Source organism: Streptomyces venezuelae, assembly GCF_008642375.1.
Classification (GTDB): domain Bacteria; phylum Actinomycetota; class Actinomycetes; order Streptomycetales; family Streptomycetaceae; genus Streptomyces; species Streptomyces venezuelae_G.
Map to the genome: position 1 here is coordinate 8,102,926 of NZ_CP029194.1, position 26,221 is coordinate 8,129,146.

Genomic DNA, 26,221 nt, shown 5'->3' on the forward strand with positions numbered 1-26,221 from the left:
CCTGAGGAGGTTAGGGAGACGTTGGTGTCGCCTGAGACCCTCGTGCCCTGCCCAAGGAGCTCCGCCGGGCCCCTGTCGGTTGTGCTCCCGACCCGACCCGACCCGACCCGAGCCGACCCGGAGCCGGGAGCCGCGACCGCGAGAGGACCTGATGCGCGCCAACGACCGAGACCGCACTGCCGAGGGCAAGGAGCCCGGGCGCACCGCCGCCAAGGCTCCCGCCCGGGGCGACGGCGCACCTGCCGGGTTTCTCGCCCTGCGGGGTGCCGCGGGCAACGGGGCCGCCGTCCAGATGCTCCGAGCCGCCGGTCACCCCTGGGCGCAGACGCAACGGCCCGCGGTGCAGCGCTCGGCCGTCCACGACGTCCTGCGCACCGGCGGGCGTCCCCTGGACGACGCGACCCGCACCGACATGGAGAGCCGGCTCGCCGCCGACTTCTCCGACGTGCGCATCCATGACGACGCCGCTGCCAGGGCTTCCGCAGCCGAGGTCGGCGCCCGCGCCTACACGAGTGGCAACCACGTCGTCATCGGTGACGGCGGAAGTGACAGGCACACCCTCGCCCACGAACTCACCCACGTCATCCAACAACGCCGGGGGCCCGTCGCCGGCACCGACAACGGGTCCGGGCTCAAGGTCTCCGACCCGTCCGATCGCCACGAACGGGAAGCGGAGGCCAACGCGACCCGGGCCATGAGCGGCCCGCCGCGAGGAACCGCGGAGGACCGCGAGGGGCCGACGCCCCGCGCCGCCGGCGAGACGGCGATTCAGCGGCAGATCGTCCAGACGCACGACTCGGACGGCAACGACGTGGGATCAGCCGCGTTCTGGACCTACGCCAATACCGTGGATGCGGCGGTCCAATGGGCGTACGACTACGTCGTCTCGGCCCCTGGACTCGGAGCTCTGGCCGCCTACAGGAACACCCACGGTCACATCGACCAGTGGCTGCGGGTGTGGAACCAGCAGATGACCGTCGGTGTTCCCGGTGGGGTGAGCATGCAGTTCGGCTACGCCGTCGAGACCATCACCGAGATACGCCTCCAGCAGACCGGAGGAGGCGTTCCCGCCGGATATGTGGCGCAGACACAGGCGGCGATCGGGTCGACGCGCCCGGACTATCTCCTGCTCCGGCAGAGCGACTTGGCCTACGCGGGGGCTGTCGACATCACCGCGAGCAACAGCGCCGGGCACATTCACGGCAAGATCGGCTGGCTCACTCTGTTCCCCAGGTTCTGCGAGTCCGTCTACCCCTCCCTGACACCGGCGACCGAGGCGATGATGCGACTCAATTTCCTGGCCGGAAACGTCGGCCCGATGACACCTCAGCAGGCGGCGGCCGCACAGGCGCAAGCAGCCGCGAACATCCAGGAACGCAACCGCATCCTCGCCAGCATGAACGCCCATTTCCAGAATTCGATGGACACGGCGAACATCATGAGCGGCGGGAGGCTCCAGCGCGGCGGGGACCCGCTCATGGTGGCGAACGCTCGCCGAGGAGCGGTACAGCAATGGATGCAGGCACAGTTCAACCTTGGGGATCTCCGTACCGCCGCATCGCTGCTCGCCGCGCTCGGGCACAATCCCACCGCGTTCGGCCTTGAGGGATACACGGCGAGCGAGTCCACCGCTGTCGCCTTCCTGAACGCGCACGGTCAGGCCTGGCAGGCACGGCAGGACGCCCTCGCGGCCGGACAGCTCCAGGCAGTGTGACGGTGGGTTCGGCGTGACCTCGCCTCCCCGCCGACCCGAGTCACCTTGAGGAGCCCGCCGCCGAAGCGGCCGAAGGCCCCCACCGCGACGGGGCGGTGGGGGCCTTCGGTCCTGTGTGCGGCGGCTCAGACGGCCGGCGGGATCCGGGACGGGCGGCCGGTGCCGCGTGTCAGGACGTAGCCGCCGATGCCGGCGAGCGCCGCGAGGACGCCGCCCGCCGCGGTCCAGATCCAGCGGTCGGACCACCAGCCCGAGGACCAGCCGTCCTCCGGGGCCGCCGCCTCCACGGCGGAGGGCCGGCCCGCGTCCGCGTCGGCCTCCGCCTGGTCGGCGGTGGTCGCCCCGGGCACGAGCGGCGCGGCGAGCGAGCCGTCCGTCGCGTAGGCGCCGCCCTGGTCGAGGGTGGTCACCCCGACCCGCGCCGTGAACGGCTGGCCGAGGTCCTCGTCCGGGAGGCCCGTGACGGTCAGCCGGACGTAGTAGCTGCCGGGCAGCGGGTCGTTCGCCCAGGCGTCCGCGGCCGCGCGGACCGGGCGCAGCACACAGGCGAGCTCCACCGAAGCGGCCTCCTTGGCCGCTGTACGGGACTGGGTCCCGTACATGCACGGCTGGCGCCGCCGCAGCCCGTCGTACACGTCGACCCGCCAGGTGGTGGGGCCGTGCCGCAGCGCGGAGTCGGGGAGGGTGACCGTGGCGTTCACCGTCGGCCGCTGTCCGGTGTCCGCCGGGAACACCCAGTACAGATAGTCACCCGTGGCGGCCTGTGCGGTGGCCTGCTGCCCCGGGAGGAACCTCGCGGCGGTACGGAACGTCGTCCCGGCCTCCGTCGGCCCCGCCCCGGCACTCGGGTCCGCGGTGGGGGAGTCGGCCGTCGCGCCCGGCGCCGTGAGACCCAGGAGCGCGGCGCCCGCGAGGGCGGCCGTGGCGAGCATGCGTACGGTACGCATCAGTTGGTCCTCCAGACAGCGACGCGCCAGCGGGACACCCAGCCCCAGAGCAGACCGGCCAGGAAACCGGCGAGCGTGAGCACGCCGAGCAGCCACCAGCCGCGGCCGAGACCGAAGGCGGCCACGTCCGAGGCGGCCGACGGGCCGTCGACGACGTCCACCGTCAGCTCGATCGGCATGCCCGGCGTCGTCTTGACCGACGGGGGAGCGGAGAAGGAGTTGCTGACCTGGAGGCAGACCGTCTCGGCGGCCGGCTTGGCATCGCCGGGAGCGTCGTCGAGATCCGGCTTCGGGTACCGCAGTCCGGTCGATATGACGTCCGTACGCCCGTCGCCCGCCTCCGAGCCGCGGACGATCTCCCGGCCGTGGCGGGTGACCGCGCGCAGCAGCACCCCGTAGTCGTTGTTGACGGCCCGGTCGGCCGACACGCTGACGGAGGCGCGCAGTTCCTGGCCGGGCAGCAGGTCCACCCGGTACCAGCGGTGCTCGCCGAAGGTCTCGCGGTCGGTGTACAGACCGGCCTTGAGCAGCGGAGCGTCGACGCACCGCGCCGTACCCTTCGTCCCCACGGGGGTGACGACCGGGTCGGCGGCGCGGTCGACGAGCTGCTTCACCCGGCGCGAGAGCTCCTCGGTGCGGTGGACCGAGGTGTACGTGCCTCCGGTGGCCTCCGCGATGCAGGTGAGCTGCTGCCGGGTCTTGGCGTCCGGCACGAGGCCCAGCGTGTCGATGACGAGGTGGATGCCCTTCGCGGCGATCTCCCGCGCGACCTGACAGGGGTCGAGCGGGGCGCAGGTGTCCTCGCCGTCGGTGATGAGCACGATCCGCTTGGTCGCCCCGTCGTCGCCGAGGTCGTCGGCCGCGCCGAGCAGCGCGGGGCCGATCGGCGTCCAGCCGGTGGGGGCGAGGGTCGCCACGGCGGTCTTGGCCTCGGTCCGGTCGAGCGGGCCGACCGGATAGAGCTGGCGGGTGTCCTTGCAGCCGCGCTTGCGGTCGGGCCCCGGATAGTCGGCGCCGAGCGTGCGGATGCCGAGCCGGACCTCCTCGGGCACCGCGTCCAGGACCTCGTTGAAGGCCTGCTTGGCGGCGGACATGCGGGACTTGCCGTCGATGTCCTTGGCTCGCATGGACCCGCTGACGTCGAGGACCAGCTCGACCTTGGGGGATTCCTTCGCCACCGGCTCGTCGGCGGCCGCGCTCGTCGGCAGGAGCGCGGCGGTCAGGGCGGCGAGCAGCGCGAGCGCCCCGGTCGCCAGCCGTTTTCTCGTGATCATCGCCGGATCGTATTGATGATCCTCCGACAATCCAAAACGGAGTGGCCGGACGTCCGGTCAGCGGTGCTCGGGTTCGCGAACTCCGGCGTGCGGACGGCGTCCCCCACCGAGCGCTGGTTGCCGTGCGCCGGGATGCCGCCCGCCCCGATCCAGCCGGCGTCGCTGCTGCCCGGGGAGAACGGGCCAGGGGTCTCGTCGGGGCAGCAGCGAGTCGAGGCCCGGCGCTGACTCGCTGGACCCGGTATGGAGTCTCACCCGGTATGGAGTCTCACCCGCGCCTTCGCGTTCATTGACCGATCCACTTTGGAGCGCCTTCATCATTGAATCGCGCGCGAGATGCGAAGATCCCGCCGACTTGCGATCAGGATTGCGGAGTGCTGCTCTGGAATGGGCAGGGGGTAAAGGGCGCAATGATCCGGGCTCGAACGAGTGGCGTTCAGCCGAAGCAGGGGGGTCGACGCGTCGTGTGACGACGGGAAGTCCCGCGCTGCGACCCGTTATCGGAGGTTCACGATGACACAGGTCTCCTCCGCCCGCATTCCACTACGCCAGATCATGGCCGTGCTCTTGACGGCGGCCCTGACGCTCTCCCTCTCGGTGGTGCTCACGGTCACCTCGACGAAAGAAGCAGCCGCCTCGTGCTCGGCCAACCGGTTCAACGGAACGTGGCGCTCTTCCGACGAGAGGCTGAAGCGGATCGACGTATGGCAGGGAGAGGACTGCCACCTGTACGCCAGGGCCTGGTCCGTCTGCGAGCACGACTCGTCGCGTATCTGCAGCTGGGGAAACAAGAGGATGGGAGACAGCCCCGAGCCGAACTTCCAGTTCGTCGGATACAACTGGAGCAACGCCGATGAGGTGCTGCACCTGCGGATGAAGGACAGGTCTCACATCTCGGTGTGGGACAGCACCGACTATCACAGCGGTAAGAAGGTCAGCTTCACGGTCACGATGTACAAGAGCCGTTGAGCCTGCGAAGGCCGGCAACTCCGCCCGCGCCGCTACTGGACGAGACCCCCTGCCGAGACAGGCGGGGGGCCTCGCCGCTCGCCCCGCCGACGACCCTGAGTGGTGGGTGATCGAGTACGTCGGGCACGTGCGCGAGAACGAGCCCGGTGAGGGCAGGCTCAGCACCCGCTGACGTGGAGGAAAGGGTCGCTGGTCACCGTGTCAGTCCTCCGCGGCCAGGCGCCGTACCTCGGCCAGCGCTTCGTTCACCGCTGCCGGGATGTCCGTCACCGGGAAGCGTGCGTGCCGCACCGTGCCGTCACGGTCGATGACCAGCACGGTCCGCTTCAGTCGCAGCAGTTGTCCGGCGCGAAAGGTGGGCAGGCGCAGGGCGGCGGCGAGGCGGAGGTCGACGTCGGAGAGGAGGGTGAAGGGGATGTCCTCTTGGCTCGCGAACACGCGCTGCTCGTCAGGGCGTTGGGTGCTGACGCCGTGCACCTCCGCGCCCGCGGCGCGGAAGTCCTCGTAGGCGTCCCGGAACAGCCGGTTCTCCAGCGTGCAGCCGACGGTGCCGGGGATGTGGGACCAGCCCTCCGGTAGGGGGCTGGGGCTCCCGGTCGCCGGGTAGCAGAACAGGACGGTGGCCACGCTGTCGGCCACCGGGTCGACCGGTGCGCCGTCCCGGTGACCGGGCAGCCGCAGGCGCGGCAGTCGCCGGCCCGTCAGGGCCGCGACGCGCCGTGCCTCCGCGCTCGTCCCGTCGGCGGTGCCGCTGAGAGAGCCGTCGCCGAGGAGCCAGCGGTCGGCCCAGTCCTGCATCGACAGCAGGACCGGCAGCAGCCCCCGGCCGCTCTCGGTCAGCCGGTACTCGTGCCGAGTCGGCCGCTCCTGGTACGGGACCTTCTCCAGCACCCCTGTCTCCACCAGGTGTGCCAGGCGCTCGGTGAGCACCTTCCGGGAGATGCCCAGCTCCTCCTGGAGCGCGTCGAACCTGTGGTGCCCTCGGGCGGTCTCCCGGATCAGGAGCAGGCTCCACCAGTCGCCGACCACCGCCGCGGCCTGCGCGATCGCGCAGGCGGCGTCCCGCTCGGGAACCGACCTCATCGCTACGTCTCCATTTCTGCGCGCACGTCGGCCGTGCGTCGGGACCATCTTGCGCCATGGGGTCGGTTCCGGATAGAAACTCACCTGGAACAAGTGAGTTCCCAAAAGAGACTAACAAGACCCGGGGGTGGGCGCTGTATGAGCGGAACACAAGCGATCCAGGAGCACGACCGACGCGACGACGAACGAGAGACCTCATCGCCGGGCGTCTTCTGGCGCTTTTGGGCCGCCGCCACGGTCAGCGGCGCGGGCACCGCCGTCACCGCCCTCGCCCTGCCGCTCGTCGCCCTCACCGTTCTGGACGCCACCGCTCTCCAGGTCGCCCTGCTCGCCGCCGCCGGGCAGGTCTCCTGGCTGCTGCTCAGCCTCCCGGCGGGCGTCCTCGCGCAGCGCGTGCCGCTGCGCCGACTCCAGGTCACGCTCGACCTCGTACGGTTCGCGGCGCTCGGATCGCTGCCGCTCGCCTGGTGGATCGGCACGCTCACCTATTCGCACCTGCTGTTCGCGGCGCTCGTCACCGGCTCGGCGACCGTGCTGTTCGACATCGGCAACTCGACCTTCCTGCCCGCCGTCGTCCCGGCCCATCGGCTGGCCGCCCGCAACAGCGTCATGTCGGGCACGCACGCCGTCACCGACACCGGCGGGCCCTCCCTCGGCGGCGTCCTGATCGGCGCGACAGGCCCGGTCGGCGCGCTCGTCGTGGACGCCGCCAGCTACCTGGCCTCCGCCGTGCTCCTGCGGACCCTCCCCGAGAGCCGCCCCGTGCCCCGCACCGGCGAGAGCGCGCTGCGGCTGATGCGCGCGGGATGGCGGTACGTCACCAAACACCCGGTCATGCGCCCCTGCATGATCTGGGCGACCGCCGCCAACTTCCTCAACGCGGCCCTCGTCGCCCTCACCCCCCTCTACCTGGTCCGCGGAGCCGGCCTCGACTCCGTACAGCTCGGTCTCGTCCTTGCCATGGACGGGGTCGGCGCGCTCGCCGGCGCCGCCGTCGCGGTCCGCGTGACCACGCGCCTGGGCACCGCGCGGGGCGTCATCGTGGCCGATCTGGCCGGCGGCGCGCTGCTCCTGCTCGCCCCGCTGACCACGTCGGCGGGGGACGCGTACTGGTTCGCCCTGGGCAACGCCGGCTTCGCCTTCGGCACCGTCATCGGCTCGATCACCACCCGCACCTACCGGCAGACGCAGTCGCCCCCGGAACTGCTGTCCCGCGTGATGGCCACGGTCCGCTTCGTCTCCTGGGGCGCGATGCCGCTCGGCGCGCTCACCGCCGGCCTCCTCGCCACCCACTTCGGCGCCCGTACCGCGCTCTGGACCGTCTGCGCCGCCGCCCTCCTGCCCCCGCTCTACCTCTTCTCCACCAAGGTGGGCCGCCACCGCGACCTCATCTGACGCCCTGGCGCCACGACACCGTCAGCCGGCGGCGGTACGCCCAGAAGCCCACGGGCCAAGGTCGTGTTGCGGTGCGTGAAGTCGTTCTCCGGACCGCCCGAGCCGGGGTCGAGGTACGGGCCCGGGCCCGCCGGGCCGACCCGGCCCGCGTCCGCCTGCGGCGGAATGACGTGGCAATGCAGCAGCTACACCTATGCTGACCTGGGAAAATGATGCTTCGCAAGGCTCTTGGGTGTGGGCTGGCCGGGATTCGTCCGGATCTTCGTCCAAGCGGTCGCCCGGCGAGGAGGGGCCGGGAGCTGCGGGAGGGATCGGCACTGGACGGGCGGCACCGTCGTATCCCGCGCCATCTCCTGGCCGTCCGTTTACCGGGGGCCAGAACGCCCGCTCGTCGGGCCGCCGCGTCCCTGGCCTGAATCTCACGGGCGTGTCCGCGGGTGCCGGAAGGGACCTCGCCGCCGGGCGGTGCGGCGAGGTCCCCTCCGTGCAGTGCGCCCGAGGCGGGCAAGGGATCACAGCATCTATGAAATTGCAGAAATCTGCAATTTCATAGATGCTGTGGTTGCTGTGCCCGTAGGTAGCCGCGGGCACAGCGCCAGGCGTTTGCCCCGTCCGGGGTGGTGAGAAGGGTGCCTTACCGTGCCGGTTCCGCTGTATCAGGCGAAGGAAGAGTTGCTCCGGATGCTCGAACACCCGGTGCGGACAAGGGTTCTGGAGCTGCCGCAGGACGGGCGGATGCCGGTGCGGGACTTGCTGGCCGCGATCGAGGTCGAGCCCTCCGCTCTTTCCCGGCAGCTCGCGGTCTTGCGTCGATCGGGGATCGTCACATCGCCCCGTGACAGCGCGACGGTCGTCCACGAGCTGGCGGACGGGGATGGGGCGCAGCTGATGCCGGCGGCGCGGCGGATCCTGACCGAGGTCCTGACGGGTCAGAGCGCGCTGCTGGAGGCACTGCGCGGGTACGAGGTTGCGGCCTCGTGAGCGTGAACACTGCGGTGACGGCCGTGCTGGGCCGGTTTCGCTCCGTCCTGCCCGCCCGGGCGGACTATGCGGTCATGGCCCGCAGTCCTCGCCGGGACCTGCTGGCCGGCCTCACCGTGGCGATCGTCGCCCTTCCCCTCGCCCTCGGGTTCGGGGTCTCCTCCGGGCTGGGCGCGGAGTCGGGGCTGGTCACCGCCGTGGTCGCGGGCGCGCTCGCCGCCCTGTTCGGCGGGTCGAATCTCCAGGTGTCCGGGCCGACCGGTGCGATGACCGTGGTCCTGGTGCCGATCGTCGCCCGGCACGGACCCGGCGGCGTCCTCGCCGTGGGTCTGATGGCCGGTGTCCTTCTGATCGGTCTCGCCCTGCTGCGGGCCGGGCAGTACATGCGGTACGTGCCGGCACCGGTGGTGGAGGGCTTCACCCTGGGGATCGCGTGCGTGATCGGCCTCCAGCAGATACCCAATGCCCTCGGGGTCGCCAAGCCGGAGGGGGAGAAGGTCCTGCTCGTGGCGTGGCGGGCGCTCGTGGAGTCCGTCGCCTTCCCGAACTGGACGGCGATCGGACTCTCGGTGGGTGTCGCTGCGGTGATGCTGGCCGGGGCCCGGTGGAAGCCGACGGTCCCGTTCTCGATCGTCGCAGTCATCGTCGCGACCGTGATCGCGCAGGTCTTCCGTCTTGACGCGGCCCCGATCGGTGACCTTCCCACCGGGTTCCCCGCTCCGTCCCTGGCCTTCCTCGACGCTTCCGCGTTCGGGTCGCTGCTGGCCCCGGCGGTCGCGGTCGCGGCGCTCGCCGCGCTGGAGTCCCTGCTGTCGGCGACCGTGGCGGACGGGATGACGGTGGGGCAGCAGCACGATCCGGACAAGGAGCTCTTCGGGCAGGGCGTCGCCAACCTCGCGGCCCCGCTGTTCGGCGGGGTGCCGGCCACCGCCGCGATCGCCCGCACGGCGGTCAACGTCCGCACCGGGGCCTGCTCCCGGCTAGCCGCGCTCACCCACGCCGCGGTGCTCGCGGTGATCGTGTTCGCGGCGGCCCCCTTGGTGTCGAAGATCCCTCTCGCCGCGCTGGCCGGCGTGCTGCTGGCGACGGCCATCCGCATGGTCGAGGTCGGCTCGCTGCGCGCGATGGCCAAGGCGACCCGCTCGGACGCCGTCGTGCTCGTCCTGACCGCCACGGCCACCCTGATCCTCGACCTCGTGTACGCGGTGATCATCGGCCTCGTCGTCGCGGGAGCCCTCGCCTTGAAGGCGGTGGCGGGGCAGGCGCGGATGGAGCAGGTCGACTTCCGCCCGGACCTGCCCGGAGAGCACAGCGAGGAGGAGCACGCGCTGCTGGCCGAGCACATCGTGGCCTACCGCATCGACGGCCCCCTCTTCTTCGCCGGAGCCCACCGCTTCCTCCTCGAACTCTCCGAGGTCGCCGACGTGAAGGTGGTGATCCTGCGCATGGCGAGGGTGACCACCCTGGACGCCACCGGTGCCCTCGTCCTGAAGGACGCCGTCGAGAAGCTGCACCGGCGCGGCATCGCCGTCATGACCTCCGGCATCCGGCCCGGTCAGCGCCAGGCCCTGGACGCCGTCGGCGTCCTGGACCTGTTGCGCCTGGAAGGCCGCGAGTACGCCACCACCCCTGAGGCGATCGTCGGCGCCCGCAAACACCTGGAGCAGGCGGGCCTGCTGCCCCGTACGCATCACCGACCGCACCGCATCCGGAAGGCCGCACGATGACCGCCCCGACGAGGCCGCCCACCACCGGCGCACCCTGCCCGGCTGGGCCCACGGCCCCCACTACACCCTGCTGCGTCTGCACCCGCAGTCCCCGTCCGGGTTCCGCCTGGCCCGCATGGTGAACGGGGCGGGCCGGTGAGCGTCCAGGTCGAGGCGATGCCCTACCGGCACGTGCTGGACGTGCCGGCCATGGGGCCGCCGTGCGCATCGCCCGCGAGACCACCGCACTCGTCCGCGTCGAAATGCGGGGTGGACCTTCGCCGCCCGAGCGTCGGCCCGGCGCTGCTGATCCCGGCCGAACCGGTCACCGACGCCGTCCGCCATGCCGCAGTCCTGTACCCGATCATCACGGCCACTACGCACACGGGCCGGGTGCATTCGCGTTCGCCGTCCACGACCGCCACCCCTACCAGCCCGCCTGCCCGGGGCGCTCGCCACCGCCCCGGGCGGCGGCCTGGCCATGGTGGTCGAAATGACGAGGGAACGCGGAGCCCACGGGACGGTCATGCAGTGGACCACCGATGACCGTCCCACTCCGCAGCCCCCGAGGCGACGCAAGAACATCCGCCTCACCTCCCGCCCGGGCGAGGTCGAGTGCAACACGAGGAAGGTCAAGGGCCTGGTCCTGAGGACCGAGTTCCTCAAGAAGGCCTGACCGGCGAAGGTCCTACGGCGGTAGGCGAACGTCACGAAGGTGCCCCGCCGGGTCCGCGAGTTGCAAGGATCTGCAATTGTGGAGGTCGCAAGGTGTGAAGAGGGGCGAACGGATGCCTCTACGAAGGAACGGTTCCGGGTGGATGAGATGGGCAGTCATGAGAGAGGTACCCAGGTGAGCACACCGCTGTACCAGCTGAAGGCGGAGTTCTTCAAGACGCTGGGGCACCCGGTCCGCATCCGCGTCCTGGAACTCCTGGCCGAGCGCGAGCACGCGGTCGCCGAGATGCTGCCCGAGGTCGGGGTGGAGGCCGCGAGCCTTTCCCAGCAGCTCGCCGTCCTGCGCAAGGCCAACCTGGTGATCACCCGCCGGGAGGGCTCGAACGTGTACTACAGCCTCAGCCACCCCCAGATCGCCGAGCTCCTGCGGGTCGCCCGCGGCATCCTCTCCGGCGTCCTGGAAGGTCAGGCCGAACTCCTGGCCGACCTCAAGGCCAGCCGCCACGCCTGAACGGTGCTGGCCCTGCGGGGCCCGCCCCCGCTCGTCGGCCGGGCCGCGTTCTGGCTGGTCCTCGTCTCCCTCGTGGGCGGCGCGCTCACTCTTGCGACCGCACGAGCAGAAGACCACCGGCAGGCTCAGCAGGAGCGCCCACACGTCCTGCCGGAGTCCGAACGGCACGGGTGCGTGCCAGCCGAAGACCTCCGTCCCGATCGGGGACCGGACCACAATCGGGACGGAGGGGACCACCGCGACGAGGAAGCGGTTGCGCATGTCGGCCACCATGGCTGCCATCGACATCCCCGCATGGCCACCGTGGCCCGCCTCCTCGTCGGGTGACGGCCCCCACCCTCCGGCCCGTGCTGCCAGCACAGCAGCGACAGTGTTCTGCTGAGTGGACCGGATCATGCCCCGCACGTCCAGGACCACCGTGCTGCGCTCCTTGCCCCCGTCGTGCAAGGGCAGAGCAGGCGCCCGGAGAGTGGGCGGTGACTTCACGTCCGGGCCGGGGCCACGCCGTATCGATCGCGGATCATGTGCTGCGCTGGTCGTGGGTGTCCCGGCGAAGCTGGTCGGTGTGGCGGGTGAGGGCGTCGATGCGTTCGGCGAGCTCGGCGTCCTCGGGCCGAAGGTGGGGCCGGGTGTCGGCGAGCGGGCGCACGAGGCGGGCGGTGTCGTTGTCGGCGAGGGCCTGGTTCAGGTCGCCGATGGCGCCCTCGGCGTCGGCGGGCAGGCCGGCCAGGGCGGTGATCTGGCCGGCGAGACGTCGCAGGTCGGCGGCGTTGTCGCGGGCCCAGGCGTCCACGCTGCGGTCGGCGGCGCGGGTGTCGCGGGTGGCCTGGACGCGTTCCTCGCCCGTGCTTCCTGCCTTCCCCGGCCGCAGACGCAGGTAGCGGCGTTCGGCGGCCTGGCGGCTGGCGACTCCGAGGGGGCCTGCGAGGTCGGCCCAACTGGCGCCCTCGCTGCGGGCGGTTTCGATCAGGCCGGTTTCCCAGCCGGCGAGCTGCTCGCGGACCTCGCGCAGCATCAGCAGTGAGGCCAGGGCCGGGTGCGGGCCCGCGGCCGGTGCCGGCGCCGCTGCCGACGTGCTCGTGGAGGCTTGCTGCGCGTCCTTGACGGCCTGGTTGATGGTCTCCAGTGCCGCGGCTGCGGCCAGGAAGGTAACGGGCACGGTCGGCTCTGCGGCCTCGGTCATGACTGTCTCCGTGGTCTGTCATCCTCCAGATGACTTCTTGCTTGTCATCGTTTCGATGACATGTTACAACGGAAGCACGTTGAAGCGCATTGGCAGTTCCTGCCTGAACCAACTGGAGGTGTTTCGCGATGTTGATGCGCACCGACCCGTTCCGCGAGATGGACCGGATCATTCAGCAGCTTTCGGGTGCGTCAGGCACGTGGTCGAAGCCGTCCGTGATTCCGATGGACGCCTACCGCGACGGCGATGTGTACGTGATCGCCTTCGACCTCCCCGGTGTCAGCACGGAGGCGATCGACATCGACGTCGAGCGGAACATGCTGACCGTGAAGGCCGAGCGCCGGCCCGCGGGGACGTCCGACGGCGTGCAGATGGAGCTGTCCGAGCGGCCCCTCGGTGTCTTCACCCGCCAGATCATGCTGGCCGACACTCTCGACACCGAGCACATCGAAGCCGACTACGACGCCGGTGTCCTCACCCTGCGGATCCCGATCGCCGAGCGCGCCAAGCCGCGGAAGATCGCCATCGGCGGCGAGGCTGGCCGCAAGCAGATCTCCGGCTGACAGGCCGGTATCAGCGCCCGGAGGACGGGGAACACGATCCCCCTCCGGTACCCCGTCCTCCGCATGCCTCGCCCCCTTCGCCCCGCCCACGGAGGTGACGTGAGATGTCGATGCGCCGGGAGTCGTTCCTGGCCCATGTCCAGGAACGCGGCGAGTACCAGACCCAGGAGGAAGCCGAACGCGCGGCCCGCGTCGTCCTGGCCCTGCTGGGCGCACATCTGATCGGCACCGTGCGGGCCGAGCTCGCCGCCCGGCTCCCCGAGACCTACGCCCTGATCCTCCTCAACCCCCTGCAGGCCGCGGAGCCGCTCTCTCCCGAACGCTTCGTCCGGGCCACCGCGGCCTGGATCGAAGGCGCCACCGAGAAGACGGCCCTGTGGGACATCGGCGCGGTCCTGTCCACCGTGGCCGCCGCAGCCGGAGACGTCCTCACCCGCGAAGCCCTGCTCCAGCTCCCGCCCGGCTACGACCTCCTCTTCGGCCACCCCCGGCCCACCTGACCGGCCGGCGCCACCGGCCGGACACCGAACCAGCGACGAGAAAGGCAACCGCAGCACCATGTACGACCAGCCTCGACCGCACCAGGCACAGCCTGCCATGACGTTCGAACGGATGCTGGAACGCGTGCGCTACGAAGGCGCCTACCCCACCCGCGAACGCGCCGAGGAAGCCGTCCGCACCGTCCTGGCCGCCCTCGGCCGACAGCTCGTCGGCGACGAACGCGTCGACCTCGCCCAGGCCCTGCCCGTCGAAGCCGCCCTCGCCCTGACCGCCCAGATCCCCGCCACCGAACGGCTCACCGGCTGGAACTTCGTCAAGGACATCGCCGCCCGCACCGGCACCAGCCCGGCCATCGCCCGCTGGGACACCGGCGCCGTACTCGCCGTCGTCACCCGCCTCACCGGCCCCGACCTCCTCACCCGCATCCTCCACCAACTCCCCACCGGCTACGCACTCCTCTTCGGTCAGCCCGAACTTCGCCAGCCACAGCCCGCAGCGTGACGCGGTAGTTGCAGCAATACCCAGGCCGGCACCCCGGGCAGGCTCTCAAGGCCGGAGGTGCCGCAAGGCGAACTCCGGCGTTGCGTAGGGCCGCCCTGCGGAGCCCCATGCGGGTGCGGTGGTGGCGGCGCCTGGGATGTGTCCGGCGGGGGTTTCGGCGTCGTCGATGGAGGCGTGGTCCAGCTCCGCTTCCGTCGGCAGCTGCCAGAAGCGGCGAGCATGGGCAGAGACGGCGTACGAGACGCCGCTACGCGGGATCCGCTGGGCGCACCGTACGGCGGCCTCGGGGACGGCCGGTGGGTCAGCTCTGCGCGGCATTCCGACAGGCTCACGTACTGCCTTCCACAACGGTGGCGAGTGCGGCGTCGAGGCGGCGTGCCGCCTCGTCCGAGACGGGGGCCATGGCTTCGACGCCGGTGAGAGTGACCATGGTGACGGGGTCGATCGCCTGCACGATCACCTCGTCGCCTTCGGTGCGGACCACGACGTTGCAGGGCAGCAGCAGTCCGACCGAGCGGTCGGCGTCCAGGGCCTGACGGGCGAGTGGGGGGTTGCATGCTCCGAGGATCAGGTAGGGCTCCATGTCGTGGCCGAGTTTCGCCTTGAGCGTGGCCTGTACGTCGATCTCGGTCAGGATGCCGAAGCCCTGGCCGGCGAGGGCACGCCGGACGGTCTCCACCGTCTCGTCGAAGGCTCCGGCGACTCTGATGGTGCGGTCGTAGTGCATGTCTTCACCTCGCTGTTCGGATGGCGACCGCCTCGGCGTGCCACCGCCGCGGTCGTCGTGCTGCTGGCGGTCGGCCCGGGGCAAGGCCGCGAACAGCATGATGTCCTGACGTACCGCCCAGAGGTGGACGACAGGCGCTGAGGGACTATCCCAAGTCCTTCGGTTCGGCCGTGCGGGAGGCAGCCTGCCTGTGGACGTCGTCCATGTCGATGGACCGGATCCCGGTGATCAGTTCCTCCAGGGCCTGTGGCGCCAGTGCGCCGGGCTGTGCGTAGAGCACGGTCCGGTCGCGGACGGCCATCAGGGTGGGGACGGAGGAGATCCGGAAGGCATCGGCGAGTTCCGGCTGCGCCTCGGTGTCGACCTTGCCGAAGACGATGTCCGGGTGGCGCTGGGCCGCCCGCTCATAGACGGGACCGAACATGCGGCACGGTCCGCACCATCCGGCCCAGAAGTCGATCAGCACGATCTCCGAGCCCGTGACGGTGTCCTCGAAGTCTTCCTTGGTCAGCTCGATGGTCGGCATGGGTTCCACTCTCCTCCCGTATACCCGGTGGGGTATACGACAGGTTCAACGGGCGTAGGGGTGGGTGTGTTCCATGCCCTCGCGCTCCATTGCCTCTCGTATACCTGGGGGGGTATTTGACATCGCCGGCGGGAGGCGCTTACCGTCGACGATGTAATACCCAGGGGGGTATCTGGAGGTGGATCTCGCTCATGGCTCGTGAAGTGGACCTGGATACCTTCGCCGCCGCCTGGAGTGCCGGCGCCGTCGTTCTCGACGTGCGGGAGCCGGAGGAGTATCGGGCGGCGCACGTGCCCGGTGCGCACCTCGCCCCACTCTCGACGCTGGGCGCCGCGCCGCCCCGCGTGCCCGAAGGGCGAACGGTGTATGTGATCTGTGCGAGCGGCAACCGCAGCCAGTGGGTCGCGGACCGCCTTGCCGCCGCCGGGATGGATGCCCTTTCTGTCGCCGGTGGGACCCGGGGCTGGGCCGGCGCGGGCCGCCCGGTCGTGACGGGGTCCGCCCCCGGGGCGGTCTGACTCTTCCCTGTTCCTGCGCCCGCCCTTCGGGGAGTGGGCCGCTTTTTGACCTCTCAAATACCCCCCAGGGTATTTGAGTCACCGCTTACGGAGGCTTCCGTGTTCTTCGCCCAGTACTACCTCGACTGCCTCTCCCAGGCGTCGTACATGATCGCCGACGAGACGACCGGTCGGGCCGTGGTCGTCGACCCCCGCCGGGACATCTCCGAGTACCTGGCGGACGCCGAGGCCCGCGGCTTCAGCGTGATCGGCGTCATCAACACCCACTTCCACGCGGACTTCGTCGCCGGCCACCTGGAGATGGCGGCCGAGACCGGTGCGTGGATCGGTTACGGCCGGCGAGCCGAGACCGAGTACCCCATCCGCAAGCTCGCCGACGGCGAGATGATCAGCCTGGGCGACGTCACTCTGGAGATCATGGAGACGCCCGGGCACACCCCGGAGTCGATCAGCGTGCTGGTCCACGAGCACGGCGAGGACACCGTCCCGTACGGGGTGCTCACCGGCGACGCGCTGTTCATCGGCGACGTGGGCCGCCCCGACCTGCTCGCCTCCATCGGCGTCTCCGCCGACGAACTCGGCGCCATGCTCCACGACAGCGTGCAGAACAAGCTGATGGGCCTGCCGGACGAGGTGAGGGTCTTCCCCGCGCACGGCGCCGGGTCCGCCTGCGGCAAGAACCTCTCGACCGAGAGGCAGTCCACCATCGGCGAGCAGCGAGCCACCAACTACGCCTGCGCGCCCATGGCGCAGGACGACTTCGTGGCCCTCGTGACGGCCGGTCAGTCCGCCGCCCCCGGCTACTTCGCCTACGACGCGATCCTCAACCGCAGTGAGCGTCCGCTGTTCGACCCGGCCTCCGCGCCCAGGCCGCTGAGCGTCGAGGACTTCACCGGCCTCCGTGCCTCCGGCGCCGTGGTCGTCGACGCCCGAGACCCGCAGGAGTTCGCCGCCGGACACCTGCGCGGCGCGGTGAACGTTCCGGCCGACGGACGGTTCGCCGAGCAGGCCGGCACCATCCTGCCCGCCGACGCCGACCTGCTGGTCGTCGCCCCCCAGAACCGCGAGGAGGAGATCGTCACGCGCCTGGCCCGGATCGGCTTCGACCGCGTGGCCGGCTACCTGCGCTCCCCGGACGACGCCCTGACCGCACTGGCCGACGAGGTCACCCCGGCCAGCCGCCTCACCGCCGCTCAGGTCCGCGCCGCCCTCACGGGCGCCAACCCGCCGGTCGTCATCGACGTCCGCAACTGCGGCGAGCGCGGAGACAGCGGCTTCATGGACGGCGCCCTGCACATCGCGCTCGGCGAACTGCCGCACCGCCTGGACGAGATTCCCAGGGATCGGCCCCTGGTCCTCCACTGCGCGGGCGGCCACCGCTCCTCGATCGCCGCGAGCCTGCTGCGCCACCACGGCTTCGCCGACGTCTCCGACATCCTCGGCGGCTACGCCGCCTGGGCCCTGACGGAAGTCCCCGCCGCCGTCTGATCCGGCAGGCCGCAGCAGCCGGCGCACCCGCGACGGGGCCCTCGCCGCCCTGACGGGTACCGCCGGGAACGCCGGCCCCCCTACCCCCACGTATACCCCGCCCCGTATTCCTGTCCAGGGTGGGTCACTTCACCACGACGGAGTTTTCATGACGACCGACGCCTCCCGCGCCACCGGCCTCACCCCCGCCACCCTCCAGCAGCTGATCAAGCACGGACGCGGACCCCGTGTACTGGACGTGCGCACCCCGGGCGAGTTCCGGACGGTCCACATCCCCGGCTCCTACAACGTCCCGCTGGACACCCTGCGTGAGCACCGGGCCGAACTCCTGACCCACCTCGACGAGGACGTGGTCCTCGTCTGCCGCTCTGGGGCCCGTGCCGCCCAGGCCGAGCAGGCCCTCGCCGAGGCCGGCCTGCCCAACCTGCGCGTCCTGGACGGCGGCATGATGACCTGGGAGGCCGCCGGGGCCCCGGTCAACCGGGGCGAGGCGCGCTGGGACATGGAGCGCCAGGTCCGTCTGGTCGCCGGCTCGGTCGTCCTGGCCACCGGCCTCGTCGGTGTTTTGGTGCCCGGTGTGCATCTGATCGGTACGGCGATCGGCGCGGGCCTGACGTACGCGGCGCTCAGCAATTCCTGCATGATGGGCGTCCTGCTCTCGAAGCTGCCCTACAACCGTGGTCCGCGCACCGACATCCGTACCGTGATCGCCTCCCTGCGGGACCGCTCGTGATCACCCTCGTCCTCGTAGCGTCCGTCCTCATCGGCGTCAGTCTCGGCATCCTGGGCGGCGGTGGTTCCATCCTGACCGTGCCGATCCTGGTCTACCTGGCCGGTCAGGACACCAAGGAGGCCATCGCGACCTCCCTGTTCGTCGTCGGCGTGACCAGCCTGGTCGGGCTCGTCCCGCACGCCCGGGCCGGCCGGGTGCGCTGGCGCACCGGCCTGATCTTCGGCGCGGTCAGCATGATCGGCGCCTACGGCGGCGGGCGCCTCGCCGAGTACATCCCCGGCACTGTCCTGCTTGTGACCTTCGCGCTCATGATGCTCGCCACCGCCGCCGCCATGCTCCGCAAGTCCCGCAAGGCGAAGGCGGCCAAGCCCGCCCACGCCGAACTGCCCGTCAAGCACGTGATCGTCGAGGGCCTCGTCGTCGGCGCGGTCACCGGCCTGGTCGGCTCCGGCGGCGGATTCCTCGTCGTCCCCGCCCTCGCCCTGCTCGGCGGACTGCCCATGAGCGTCGCCGTCGGCACCTCGCTGTTGGTCATCGCGATGAAGTCCTTCTCCGGACTTGCCGGCCACCTCGCCGACATACAGATCGACTGGAACCTCGCCCTGATGGTCACCGCCGCGGCCGTCGTCGGCAGCCTCGTCGGCAGCCGCTTCGCCGGACGCATCCCCCAGGACACCCTGCGCAAGGCGTTCGGCTGGTTCGTCGTCGTCATGGGCGTCTTCGTCCTCGGCCGGCAACTGCCCACCGGAATCTGGGTCAGCCCGCTCGCCTGGACCGGTATCGGCCTCGCGGTGGCGACCGCAGTGACCTGGGGCACAGTGCGGGCACGCCGCCCACCCGCCACGGACGCGCCCCAGGTAGGTTCCCGGGAATCGGCCGCACACCCCTAGCGTTATACCCCAAGGGGTATTCTTGATTCCAGGGTCGGTGAGAAGGAGGAACCCGGTGAAGGTGGAAGAAGAGGCGGCGACCGCGGTCCTCAACCGGCTGCGGCGCGCTCAAGGGCAGCTCGCGGGCGTCATCGCCATGATCGAGGCCGGCCGCGACTGCAAGGACGTTGTCACCCAGCTCGCCGCCGTCTCCCGCGCCCTCGACCGGGCGGGCTTCAAGATCGTCGCGAGCGGTATGCGCCAGTGCCTGGCCGAGAGCGAGGACGGCGCACCCCCGATGAGCGAGCAGGAACTGGAGAAGCTCTTCCTCACGCTCGCGTGACACACGACGGCGACCGGTGGACATCCGCCGGCCGTCGTCGCTTCGCGCCGTGGGCAGGCGTGTGCGCGCCCAGCTCGCGACGGTCGGTCACCGGTTCCCTGCCCACGACCAAACCGACAACTGACCTGCCTGGCCGTCACCACAAGGCCGGTGCAGGACGACAGCTGCCGCACCGCAGCTCGGACCGCGTCACCGATCGGCACCCCAAGCCGGGTCCTCCTCAGCCGCATTCCCCAGGTCCGCGCTCATCGCTCAACGGTGTTCGGGGTTCTCGAAGTCGAACCGGCAGCCGGCGTCCCACTCGGAGCGCTGGTTTCCGTGGGCGGGGATGCCGCCGGTGTCCTTGAGCATCCTCGCCAGGTGGAGCTGGTTCCAGGTCATGAAGGTCGTGTTGCGGTTGGTGAAGTCGTTCTCCGGACCGCCGGAGCCGGGGTCGAGGTACGACGGGCCCGGGCCCGCCGGGCCGACCCAGCCCGCGTCCGCCTGCGGCGGAATGACGTACCCGAGGTGCTGGAGGCTGTAGAGGACGTTCATCGCGCAGTGCTTGGCGCCGTCCTCGTTGCCGGTGATCAGGCAGCCGCCTACACGACCGTAGTAGGCGTACTGGCCACGCTCGTTGAGGATCGACGAGCAGGCGTACAGCCGCTCGATCACCTTCTTCATGACTGAGGAGTTGTCTCCCAGCCATACGGGTCCAGCCAAGGTAAGGATGTCCGCGGCCATGACCTTCGAGTAGATGACCGGCCACTCGTCGGTCTCCCACCCGTGCTCGGTCATGTCGGGCCACACACCGGTGGCGAGGTCGAGATCCACCGCGCGCAGCACCTCAACCTCGACGCCCTGGCGCTCCATGATCCCGGTGCTGATGTCGATCAGCCCCTGCGTGTGGCTGCGCTCCGGAGAACGCTTGAGCGTGCAGTTGATCACCAGGGCGCGAAGGTCCCTGTAGGAAGCGCCGGAGTCGGTCATCGATGTGTCCCCTTGCGGACGAGCTGGGTGGTCAGCCGGTCAAGCACACCCGGCTGCCGACGTCGACAGTGCCCCCGCTTGGTCCGGCCGAAGATCCGGTCCACTGTCTCGCCTCGTCGGGTGGAAGAGCCGGTCGCCGCGCCATCGGTCGCGGAGCCGGCTCCCCGATCACCCGCATGGCCCCGCACCGATGACATGTATCCCCGAATCAGCTGTCACCGGCAGGTGATCGACGCGATCGCGTTCAGGTACCGCACCGGGACACCGTGGATGGACCTCCCCGAGTACCTCGGCTCGTGGAAACGAGACCGCCGCGCGTTCGGCGGGCGCGCCCGCGATGGACCGGTGGACCGCGCTGTGCCGGGCGGCGCGCACCTGGGCCCTTCGCCACCCGCACGCGTACGTGCTGGTCTACGGCCGGCCCCCGGATACACCCCGCCCGCCGGCGCCCTCGCACCCGCGGCACGGCTGGGACGCGTCTGCTGCGCATCGTGTCCGACGCGCACGCCCACGGCGCGTTCGGCGAACCGCCGGCGGGACGGCCACCCGCCGCGGTGGACGCCGGCGGGACGGCCGCGGAACTCTCCTGCTTCGTCCACGCCCACGCCTGCGCGGGTCCGGCGCGGCAGGCCGGCATCGGCATGTGAAGACGGGGAGAGAAGCGGGAGCGGGAAGCACGGTGGAGGCGGCGGGGTCTCGGACCCTCACCGCCCCCTGTTCCGCAGTCATCCGCCGCGGTGGCTCAGGACGGCGATGGCGAGATCGGCCAGCAGGCCGACGCCGTCGGGGCCGATGCCGTCGACCGCCTCGTCCAGGATTCCCAGGCAGCGTTCACGCCGGTGGGCGATCGCCCACCGGGTCGCGGCGAGCGCACCCGAGGTGCGGACCCGGTGTGCCGCCTCGCCGGCCGGCCCGGTGCGGGGCCCTTCGCACCGGGCGAGTTCCTCCAGCAGCCGCCGCAGCCCGGGGTCGCGGCGCAGCGCCCAGAGCGTGGGGTAGGTGTAGATGCCGTTGGCGATGTCGTGCCCCACCGGCTTGCCCGTGGAGGCGTGACTCGCCGTGAGGTCGAGCATGTCGTCGAGGAGTTGGAACCCCACGCCGAGATGGTGGCCGAAGCGTCCCAGGGCCCGGGTCGTGGCGGCGTCCAGTCCTGCGGCGAGCGCGCCTGTGCGGCACGCCGCGTCGATCAGGGCACCGGTCTTCCCGCCGATCGACCTGAAGTACGACTGTTCACTGCGGTCGGCGTCGAAGAGTGTGGAGGCTTCCTCGGCCTGGCCCTCGCACAGGCGCACCAGGGTGTGGCCCAGGAGGGTTCCGGCCTCGGCGCCGAGGCCGGAAGCGGCGGTGTACGCGTGGCCGATGAGGTAGTCGCCGGCGAGCAGGGCGCGGCTGTTGCCGGCCCGTGCGCTGATGGTCGCGACCCCGTGCCGGGTCACCGCCTCGTCCATGATGTCGTCGTGGACGAGACTTGCCAGATGCAGCAGTTCCACGGCGCGGGCACCGCTGACGGCGCGGCCGCGCGTGCTCGCCGACGGCGGGCCGGCGGCGTGCGCGCCGGCCAGGACCAGCAGCGGACGCAGCCGTTTGCCGCCCGAGAAGACGTCGGCCATGGCCGGCGGGATGACCAGCGGCGCGGCGCGGACGACGGTGTCGATGCCCTCCAGGCAGGCCCGCAGGTCCGCGTGCACGGTGGCGGCTCCCAGTCGCCCGGCCAGCACACCGTACGCCGCGGTGGGCCGCATGCCCTCGACGGGCGGGCGCAGGAGGGGGGCGTCCACGAGCCCGGCCGGCAGTGTCGTCTGGGTCATGACGCCACCGCCCGGGACCCGACCGGCGCGCCGCCGGTGGCCGCGTGGGGGGTACGTGCTTCGACTCTCAGCACCACGTGCTCGGCACCGAGCGAAGCACGGACCAGGGGCCGTGCCGTCGTACCGGGAACGGCCCGCAGCCTGAACCGGGACGCCACGGCGGCGACCGCGAGGGACAGTTCCGTCAGGGCCACTTCGTCGCCGATGCACTTGCGGTTGCCGGCCCCGAAGGGCAGCAGTGCGGCGCGGGCGGCGGGGGAGGGGGAGCGCCAGCGGCCCGGGTCGAAGCGCGACGGATGCGGGAACACGTCCTGGTCGTGGTGGAGTTGGTACGGGCTGAACAGCACCGTGGCACCCTTGGGCACCGGATGGCCCAGAAGGTCGGTGTCCTTGGTGGCGACGCGGCTGAGCAGCCACGCCGGCGGGTAGAGCCGCAGTGCCTCGAGCACGATGTGCCGCGTGTGCTCCAGGCGCGCCAGGTCCGCCGCGCTCAGGGCGCGGGCCGGCCTGCCGCGCAGCACGTCGTCGGCCTCGGCCTGCAGGGCGCGCTCGGCCTCGGGATGCCCCGACAGCAGCTGGAACACCCAGGTCAGCGCGGAGCCCGGCGGCTCCGTCGCCCCGATGAGCAGCGTCATGACCTGGTCGTGGATCTCGGCGTCGCTCAGTGACGTACCGTGCTCGTCGCGGGAGCTCACCAGGATCGACAGGACGTCGCCGTGGTCCTTCCCGGCGTCGCGGTAGGAGCGCACGGTGTCGGCGATGACGCGGTGCATCGTGGCCCGGGCCCGGTCGAAGCGGCGGTTGGCGGGCAGCGGCAGGCGGTGCACCCAGTCGGCCGGGACGAGCATGCGCCGGTAGACGCCCCGCATGACCAGCGGCATGCACGCGACGACCTCGGTGACGGCCCGCTCGCCCAGCTGGGCACCGAACATCGTCCGTGCCGCGACCTCGAGGGCCAGCGTGTGCATCTCCCGGCCCACGTCCAGTGTCCGGCCGTGCTGCCACCGGTTCAGTGCCGTGTCGATCTGCTCGGCCATCAGCCCGGTGTAGCCGGGAAGCCGCGAGGTGCCGAACGCGGGCTGCATCAGCAGGCGCTGCCTGCGGTGCGTGGCGAAGTCCGAACTGACCAGACCGTCACCCACCAGCAGCCGGGCCTTCTCGAACAGCGGGCCGCCCTTGTCGAACGTCCGCGGATCGTGCAGCACGGTGCGCACCGCGTCGATGCCGCACGCCAGATAGGCGCGGTGGCGGCCCAGGCGCAGCGTCACGAGGTCCCCGCGCCCGTACAGCTCACGCAGGAAGGGCAGCGGGCGCCGCCACAACTGCACGGCATGGCCCACGACCGGCAGCCCGTGCGGGGCCTGGGCCGGTGCCGCAGCGGCCCGGGTCATGAACGCCCGCCCTGGTAGGGGCATTCGGCCGGTCGGGCCGAGGGCGCCGGGGTGTGATGAGCGGCGGCGCGGCGGTGCAGCACCATCGGCATCGGGCCGGGGCCGAGCGTCGCCTCGGGCAGCGGGACCCGCTCGGCGTCCGGGACCATCCGCAGCGACCAGCCCGACAGGATCGTCGCGATGACGATCATCGCCTCGTTCAGCGCGAACTTGTCACCGATGCACTTGCGGTTGCCCATGATGAAGGGCTGCATGGCGGCCTCGGTGATGTCGTCCACGCGCTCCGGCAGCCACCGGTCCGGGTCGAACGTCTCGGGCCGCGCGAACAGATCCGGGTTGTGGTGCAGCAGATAGGGGCTGAGCAGCACGATGGAGTCCCGGCCGATGCGGTGGCCGCCCAGCTCGGTGTCGCACGTGGTCATCCGGGTCAGCAGCCACACCGGCGGACGGATCCGCAGGGTCTCGTACAGCACCCGGTACAGGTACGGCAGGCGGGGGAGGTCCTCGAACGCCGGCGGCCTGCCGGCCAGCACCTCGTCGAGCTCCGCGCACAGTCGCCGTTCGACCTCGGGGTGCTCGGTGATCAGGTGCAGGGCCGAGCAGATCGCGTTCGCCGTCGTCTCCATGCCGCCGGCCAGCAGCGTCATGACCTGCTTGTGGATCTCCGTCTCGGACATGTTCTGCCCGGAGCCCTCGTCGACCGCGCCGATCAGGATCGACATCAGGTCGCCGTGGTCGACGCCCGCACTGCGGTACTGCTCGATCGTCTCGTCGACGACCTGCTCCATCCGCTCGTGCGCGAGCTGGAACTCGCGGTTCTCCCGGGTGGGCAGCTTCTCCAGCAGCGAGGTCGGCGCCACCATCCGCTTGTAGACGCCGCGGTTGATGATCGGCATGCACTCCTGCACCTCGGCCGCGGCGCGCCCGCTCATCGGGTTGGTGAACATGGTGCGCGAGGCGATGCGGAGCGTCACCGTGTGCATCTCATCGCGTACGTCGCGTTCCTGGCCGTCGGCCCAGTCGTCGAGCAGCGCCGCGATCTCCTGCCGCATCACCGCCACGTACCCGGGCATCCGCGACTTGTGGAAGCCCGGCTGCATCATCCGCCGCTGCCTGCGGTGCGGCTCCCAGGTCGCCGCGAACAGCCCGCTGCCGACGAGTTGCTCGGCCTTCTCGAACAGCGGCCCGCCCTTGTCGAAGGTCCGCGGCTCCAGCAGCACCCGCTTGATCAACTCGGGGTGGCAGACCATGACGGCGGGGCGGCGCCCCAGCCGGACCTCCACCAGGTCCCCGTGCCGGGGCAACCCGGTCAGGAACTCCAGCGGCCGGCGGGCCAGCGGCACGGCGTGGCCGAGCAGGGGCAGGGCGCCGGGCGCGAGCGCGTAGGACATCGTGCGGGGCGGTGGCGAGACGGTGGTCACGGCGCTCCTCAAACCAGCGGTCGGGTGGGTCGGGCGCTCGGCGGGGCAGCGGGTGCGTCACGGAAGCGGGCCACCGACGCGGTGAGACTGATCCAGCCGGAGGTCGAGCCGTCCCACACCGAGCCGTCGCCGAAGTAGCGCGGCGTCAGATACTCGAACTCCTGGCTTCCGCCGATCAGATGGTCGAGCCCCGACAGATAGGCGCGGACGTCCTCGTCGTGCCCGTGGGGGCCGGCCAGCACCGCGTCACGTGCCGCGATGTAGGCGCGTTCGTGGTGCTCCACGAGGGCGCACAGCCGGTCGACGGCGTCCTGCAGCTCAAGCCCTTCGACCTCGCACAGCACGCGGACGGTCGTCATGGTGTCCCGCTGGGCGTACTCCTTGCGCCACGAGAGCAGGTCGTTGACGAGGATCAACTGCCGCATGCCGTGGTGGTGGACCTCGTCGAACAGGCCCTCTGCGGCGGCCCGGCTCATGTCGACCTCGGCCGCGTACTCGGTGAGCAGTTCAAGGAACTCGCACCCGAAGCTGTCGACCCGCACCCGCATGCACGCCTCGAACTGCGGAACCCGCCTGTCGAGTTTGCTGCGGATCTCCTCCGCGCACCCGCGCAGGAACGCCTCGAGGGCCGCGACGAGCCGATCGACCTGCCGTGCGCTCATCCCGGCCGCGATGCGCCGCCACAGGTCCTGGGCGGCGCGGCCGTACAGGCTCGCGGCGGGGCCGCCGACCCCGCCTTCGCGCAGGTCGGCGACGACGGCGGCGAAGGTCTCGGCGGCCGCCGCGTGGTCGGCGCCCAGTGCCGCCTCGTCGGAGACGAAGCTGTCGATCACCGTGACGAACTGGTACCAGTCGGCGATGTTCTGGGCCCTGCCCGCCTCGGCGTACGGCACCGTCAGAGGCCCGTAGATCCCGTTGCGCTGACGCAGGAAGAACAGCAGCGACTCCTCGGAGTCGAAGCAGTCCGCCAGCATCCGCCGCACCCAGCCGTTGGAGGCGATCTCGATGCGGGCGGCGTCGGGGTGGTAACCAGCGGGCAGCAGCCGCGGCAGCGGCGGCAGGAAGAACTCTCCCGGCCCGTCACCGGGCAGGAGGCGACGGGTGAGGTCGGTGTCGGTGATCACCTTGGATCTCCAGATCGGCGGAGGCGGGCGGAGGCGTTGCTGACCCCCCACAGTGGGACCGCCCGCTAAAGAGTCACTTGAGAGCCGACGGCGCGGGTGCGCCCGAGGCCGGGCCAAGGCATCGCGCAACTCAGCCTTGGCCGGCCGGCCCGTGGGTCCACGTTCGAGCCGGGCATTCCGCCAGGCCGTCGACGTCGGCTCGATCAGGGCCCATCGGGGTGTCGGGCAGGCCGCTGGGGTACGGCTTGCGCTCGTTCACGGCACGGCGTGAGCATGTACGTGCCGGAAGATGTCGTTCCGC

Annotated in this window: 28 protein-coding genes and 3 pseudogenes; 17 read left to right on the forward strand and 14 right to left on the reverse strand. The window is 71.3% G+C overall.

The annotated features are described in order from the left end of the window. Positions 1–151 precede the first annotated feature (151 nt). Positions 152–1,714, forward strand: coding sequence for a DUF4157 domain-containing protein (locus DEJ46_RS36805; protein ID WP_150273364.1), 1,563 nt, complete (start codon positions 152–154; stop codon positions 1,712–1,714). Positions 1,715–1,839: 125 nt separating this feature from the next. Here the strand turns inward: DEJ46_RS36805 and DEJ46_RS36810 are convergent, their stop codons facing one another. Next, a complete protein-coding gene (locus tag DEJ46_RS36810) occupies positions 1,840–2,661 on the reverse strand; it encodes a hypothetical protein (protein ID WP_150273366.1) in 822 nt (273 codons plus the stop codon). Then, positions 2,661–3,935 (reverse strand): VWA domain-containing protein, encoded by a 1,275-nt coding sequence (locus tag DEJ46_RS36815; protein WP_150273367.1) that lies wholly within the window; start codon positions 3,933–3,935, stop codon positions 2,661–2,663. The genes DEJ46_RS36810 and DEJ46_RS36815 overlap by 1 nt, the downstream gene beginning before the upstream one ends. A 513-nt stretch (positions 3,936–4,448) precedes the next feature. On the opposite strand from DEJ46_RS36815, the gene DEJ46_RS36820 reads away from it, so the two are divergent. Next, the gene (locus DEJ46_RS36820) at positions 4,449–4,904 is read left to right on the forward strand and encodes a hypothetical protein (RefSeq protein ID WP_150273369.1); all 456 of its coding nucleotides are present in this window, start codon (positions 4,449–4,451) and stop codon (positions 4,902–4,904) included. A gap of 201 nt (positions 4,905–5,105) precedes the next feature. Here the strand turns inward: DEJ46_RS36820 and DEJ46_RS36825 are convergent, their stop codons facing one another. Then, positions 5,106–5,987: a winged helix-turn-helix transcriptional regulator gene (locus DEJ46_RS36825; protein WP_150273371.1), complete on the reverse strand. Its 882-nt coding sequence runs from the start codon at positions 5,985–5,987 to the stop codon at positions 5,106–5,108. Positions 5,988–6,125: 138 nt separating this feature from the next. Between DEJ46_RS36825 and DEJ46_RS36830 the strand changes: the two genes are divergently transcribed. Then, positions 6,126–7,382, forward strand: a complete 1,257-nt coding sequence (locus tag DEJ46_RS36830; protein WP_150273372.1) for an MFS transporter — start codon at positions 6,126–6,128, stop codon at positions 7,380–7,382. Here DEJ46_RS36830 and DEJ46_RS40310 read toward each other — a convergent pair. After that, positions 7,337–7,555, reverse strand: a pseudogene (locus tag DEJ46_RS40310) (hypothetical protein); the annotation flags it as partial. The gene DEJ46_RS36830 and the pseudogene DEJ46_RS40310 sit on opposite strands and share 46 nt — an antisense overlap. 466 nt (positions 7,556–8,021) lie before the next feature. Here DEJ46_RS40310 and DEJ46_RS36840 point away from each other — a divergent pair. The 4 genes from DEJ46_RS36840 (at position 8,022) to DEJ46_RS36860 (ending at position 11,255) form a co-directional block, all read left to right on the forward strand. Beyond that, complete coding sequence (locus DEJ46_RS36840; protein ID WP_150273374.1) at positions 8,022–8,363, forward strand: ArsR family transcriptional regulator; 342 nt, start codon at positions 8,022–8,024, stop codon at positions 8,361–8,363. 74 nt (positions 8,364–8,437) lie between these two features. After that, positions 8,438–10,090 (forward strand): SulP family inorganic anion transporter, encoded by a 1,653-nt coding sequence (locus DEJ46_RS36845; RefSeq protein WP_150275095.1) that lies wholly within the window; start codon positions 8,438–8,440, stop codon positions 10,088–10,090. Positions 10,091–10,562: 472 nt separating this feature from the next. Then, on the forward strand, positions 10,563–10,745 hold the full coding sequence (locus tag DEJ46_RS39395; RefSeq protein WP_223835368.1) for a PhnA domain-containing protein: 183 nt from the start codon (positions 10,563–10,565) through the stop codon (positions 10,743–10,745). A 174-nt stretch (positions 10,746–10,919) separates the two neighbouring features. Then, the gene (locus DEJ46_RS36860; protein WP_150273376.1) at positions 10,920–11,255 is read left to right on the forward strand and encodes an ArsR/SmtB family transcription factor; all 336 of its coding nucleotides are present in this window, start codon (positions 10,920–10,922) and stop codon (positions 11,253–11,255) included. A gap of 520 nt (positions 11,256–11,775) precedes the next feature. Here DEJ46_RS36860 and DEJ46_RS36870 read toward each other — a convergent pair. Further along, on the reverse strand, positions 11,776–12,438 hold the full coding sequence (locus DEJ46_RS36870; protein ID WP_150273377.1) for an HSP18 transcriptional regulator: 663 nt from the start codon (positions 12,436–12,438) through the stop codon (positions 11,776–11,778). Between the two features lie 128 nt (positions 12,439–12,566). On the opposite strand from DEJ46_RS36870, the gene DEJ46_RS36875 reads away from it, so the two are divergent. From DEJ46_RS36875 to DEJ46_RS36885, 3 genes are all read left to right on the forward strand, one after another. Then, on the forward strand, positions 12,567–13,001 hold the full coding sequence (locus tag DEJ46_RS36875) for an Hsp20/alpha crystallin family protein (RefSeq protein WP_150273378.1): 435 nt from the start codon (positions 12,567–12,569) through the stop codon (positions 12,999–13,001). A 104-nt stretch (positions 13,002–13,105) separates the two neighbouring features. Then, the gene (locus tag DEJ46_RS36880; RefSeq protein ID WP_150273380.1) at positions 13,106–13,501 is read left to right on the forward strand and encodes a DUF2267 domain-containing protein; all 396 of its coding nucleotides are present in this window, start codon (positions 13,106–13,108) and stop codon (positions 13,499–13,501) included. 58 nt (positions 13,502–13,559) lie between these two features. Continuing rightward, positions 13,560–14,003: a DUF2267 domain-containing protein gene (locus DEJ46_RS36885; protein WP_150273381.1), complete on the forward strand. Its 444-nt coding sequence runs from the start codon at positions 13,560–13,562 to the stop codon at positions 14,001–14,003. A 45-nt stretch (positions 14,004–14,048) separates the two neighbouring features. Here DEJ46_RS36885 and DEJ46_RS36890 read toward each other — a convergent pair whose 3' ends face one another. The 3 genes from DEJ46_RS36890 to DEJ46_RS36900 form a co-directional block, all read right to left on the reverse strand. Then, entirely contained in the window at positions 14,049–14,321 is a 273-nt protein-coding gene (locus tag DEJ46_RS36890; protein ID WP_150273382.1) for a hypothetical protein, read from the reverse strand. Between the two features lie 10 nt (positions 14,322–14,331). Then, the gene (locus DEJ46_RS36895; protein WP_150273383.1) at positions 14,332–14,730 is read right to left on the reverse strand and encodes a DUF302 domain-containing protein; all 399 of its coding nucleotides are present in this window, start codon (positions 14,728–14,730) and stop codon (positions 14,332–14,334) included. 145 nt (positions 14,731–14,875) lie between these two features. Next, on the reverse strand, positions 14,876–15,256 hold the full coding sequence (locus tag DEJ46_RS36900; protein ID WP_150273385.1) for a thioredoxin family protein: 381 nt from the start codon (positions 15,254–15,256) through the stop codon (positions 14,876–14,878). A gap of 191 nt (positions 15,257–15,447) precedes the next feature. Between DEJ46_RS36900 and DEJ46_RS36905 the strand changes: the two genes are divergently transcribed. The 5 genes from DEJ46_RS36905 to DEJ46_RS36925 all read left to right on the forward strand — a co-directional run bounded on the left by DEJ46_RS36905 (position 15,448) and on the right by DEJ46_RS36925 (position 19,207). After that, a complete protein-coding gene (locus DEJ46_RS36905; protein ID WP_150273386.1) occupies positions 15,448–15,774 on the forward strand; it encodes a rhodanese-like domain-containing protein in 327 nt (108 codons plus the stop codon). 99 nt (positions 15,775–15,873) lie between these two features. Continuing rightward, positions 15,874–17,262 (forward strand): MBL fold metallo-hydrolase, encoded by a 1,389-nt coding sequence (locus DEJ46_RS36910; RefSeq protein ID WP_150273387.1) that lies wholly within the window; start codon positions 15,874–15,876, stop codon positions 17,260–17,262. Between the two features lie 148 nt (positions 17,263–17,410). Continuing rightward, positions 17,411–17,995: a rhodanese-like domain-containing protein gene (locus DEJ46_RS36915; RefSeq protein ID WP_150273388.1), complete on the forward strand. Its 585-nt coding sequence runs from the start codon at positions 17,411–17,413 to the stop codon at positions 17,993–17,995. After that, positions 17,992–18,885, forward strand: a complete 894-nt coding sequence (locus DEJ46_RS36920; protein WP_150273390.1) for a sulfite exporter TauE/SafE family protein — start codon at positions 17,992–17,994, stop codon at positions 18,883–18,885. The genes DEJ46_RS36915 and DEJ46_RS36920 overlap by 4 nt, the downstream gene beginning before the upstream one ends. Before the next feature lie 55 nt (positions 18,886–18,940). Next, positions 18,941–19,207 carry a metal-sensitive transcriptional regulator gene (locus DEJ46_RS36925; RefSeq protein WP_071268751.1) on the forward strand — a complete coding sequence of 89 codons (267 nt, stop codon included), beginning with the start codon at positions 18,941–18,943 and terminating at the stop codon, positions 19,205–19,207. Positions 19,208–19,459: 252 nt separating this feature from the next. Here the strand turns inward: DEJ46_RS36925 and DEJ46_RS36930 are convergent, their stop codons facing one another. Further along, positions 19,460–20,176: a flavodoxin family protein gene (locus DEJ46_RS36930; RefSeq protein WP_150273391.1), complete on the reverse strand. Its 717-nt coding sequence runs from the start codon at positions 20,174–20,176 to the stop codon at positions 19,460–19,462. Positions 20,177–20,296: 120 nt separating this feature from the next. Here DEJ46_RS36930 and DEJ46_RS41005 point away from each other — a divergent pair. Together DEJ46_RS41005 and DEJ46_RS39405 are read left to right on the forward strand one after the other, a co-directional pair. After that, positions 20,297–20,518 (forward strand): annotated as a pseudogene (locus tag DEJ46_RS41005) (transposase); the annotation flags it as partial. Between the two features lie 149 nt (positions 20,519–20,667). Then, the gene (locus tag DEJ46_RS39405; protein ID WP_190623076.1) at positions 20,668–20,823 is read left to right on the forward strand and encodes a hypothetical protein; all 156 of its coding nucleotides are present in this window, start codon (positions 20,668–20,670) and stop codon (positions 20,821–20,823) included. A gap of 78 nt (positions 20,824–20,901) precedes the next feature. Here DEJ46_RS39405 and DEJ46_RS36940 read toward each other — a convergent pair whose 3' ends face one another. The 5 genes and pseudogenes from DEJ46_RS36940 to DEJ46_RS36955 all read right to left on the reverse strand — a co-directional run. Then, a complete protein-coding gene (locus tag DEJ46_RS36940) occupies positions 20,902–21,984 on the reverse strand; it encodes a polyprenyl synthetase family protein (protein ID WP_150273392.1) in 1,083 nt (360 codons plus the stop codon). After that, positions 21,981–23,375 carry a cytochrome P450 gene (locus tag DEJ46_RS36945; RefSeq protein ID WP_190623078.1) on the reverse strand — a complete coding sequence of 465 codons (1,395 nt, stop codon included), beginning with the start codon at positions 23,373–23,375 and terminating at the stop codon, positions 21,981–21,983. Before DEJ46_RS36945 ends, DEJ46_RS36940 begins: the two co-directional genes overlap by 4 nt. Next, the gene (locus DEJ46_RS36950) at positions 23,372–24,796 is read right to left on the reverse strand and encodes a cytochrome P450 (protein ID WP_150273395.1); all 1,425 of its coding nucleotides are present in this window, start codon (positions 24,794–24,796) and stop codon (positions 23,372–23,374) included. Before DEJ46_RS36950 ends, DEJ46_RS36945 begins: the two co-directional genes overlap by 4 nt. 8 nt (positions 24,797–24,804) lie before the next feature. Then, the gene (locus DEJ46_RS39410; protein WP_190623361.1) at positions 24,805–25,920 is read right to left on the reverse strand and encodes a terpene synthase family protein; all 1,116 of its coding nucleotides are present in this window, start codon (positions 25,918–25,920) and stop codon (positions 24,805–24,807) included. Positions 25,921–26,040: 120 nt separating this feature from the next. After that, a pseudogene (locus DEJ46_RS36955) lies at positions 26,041–26,179 on the reverse strand (IS5/IS1182 family transposase); the annotation flags it as partial. Positions 26,180–26,221 lie beyond the last annotated feature (42 nt).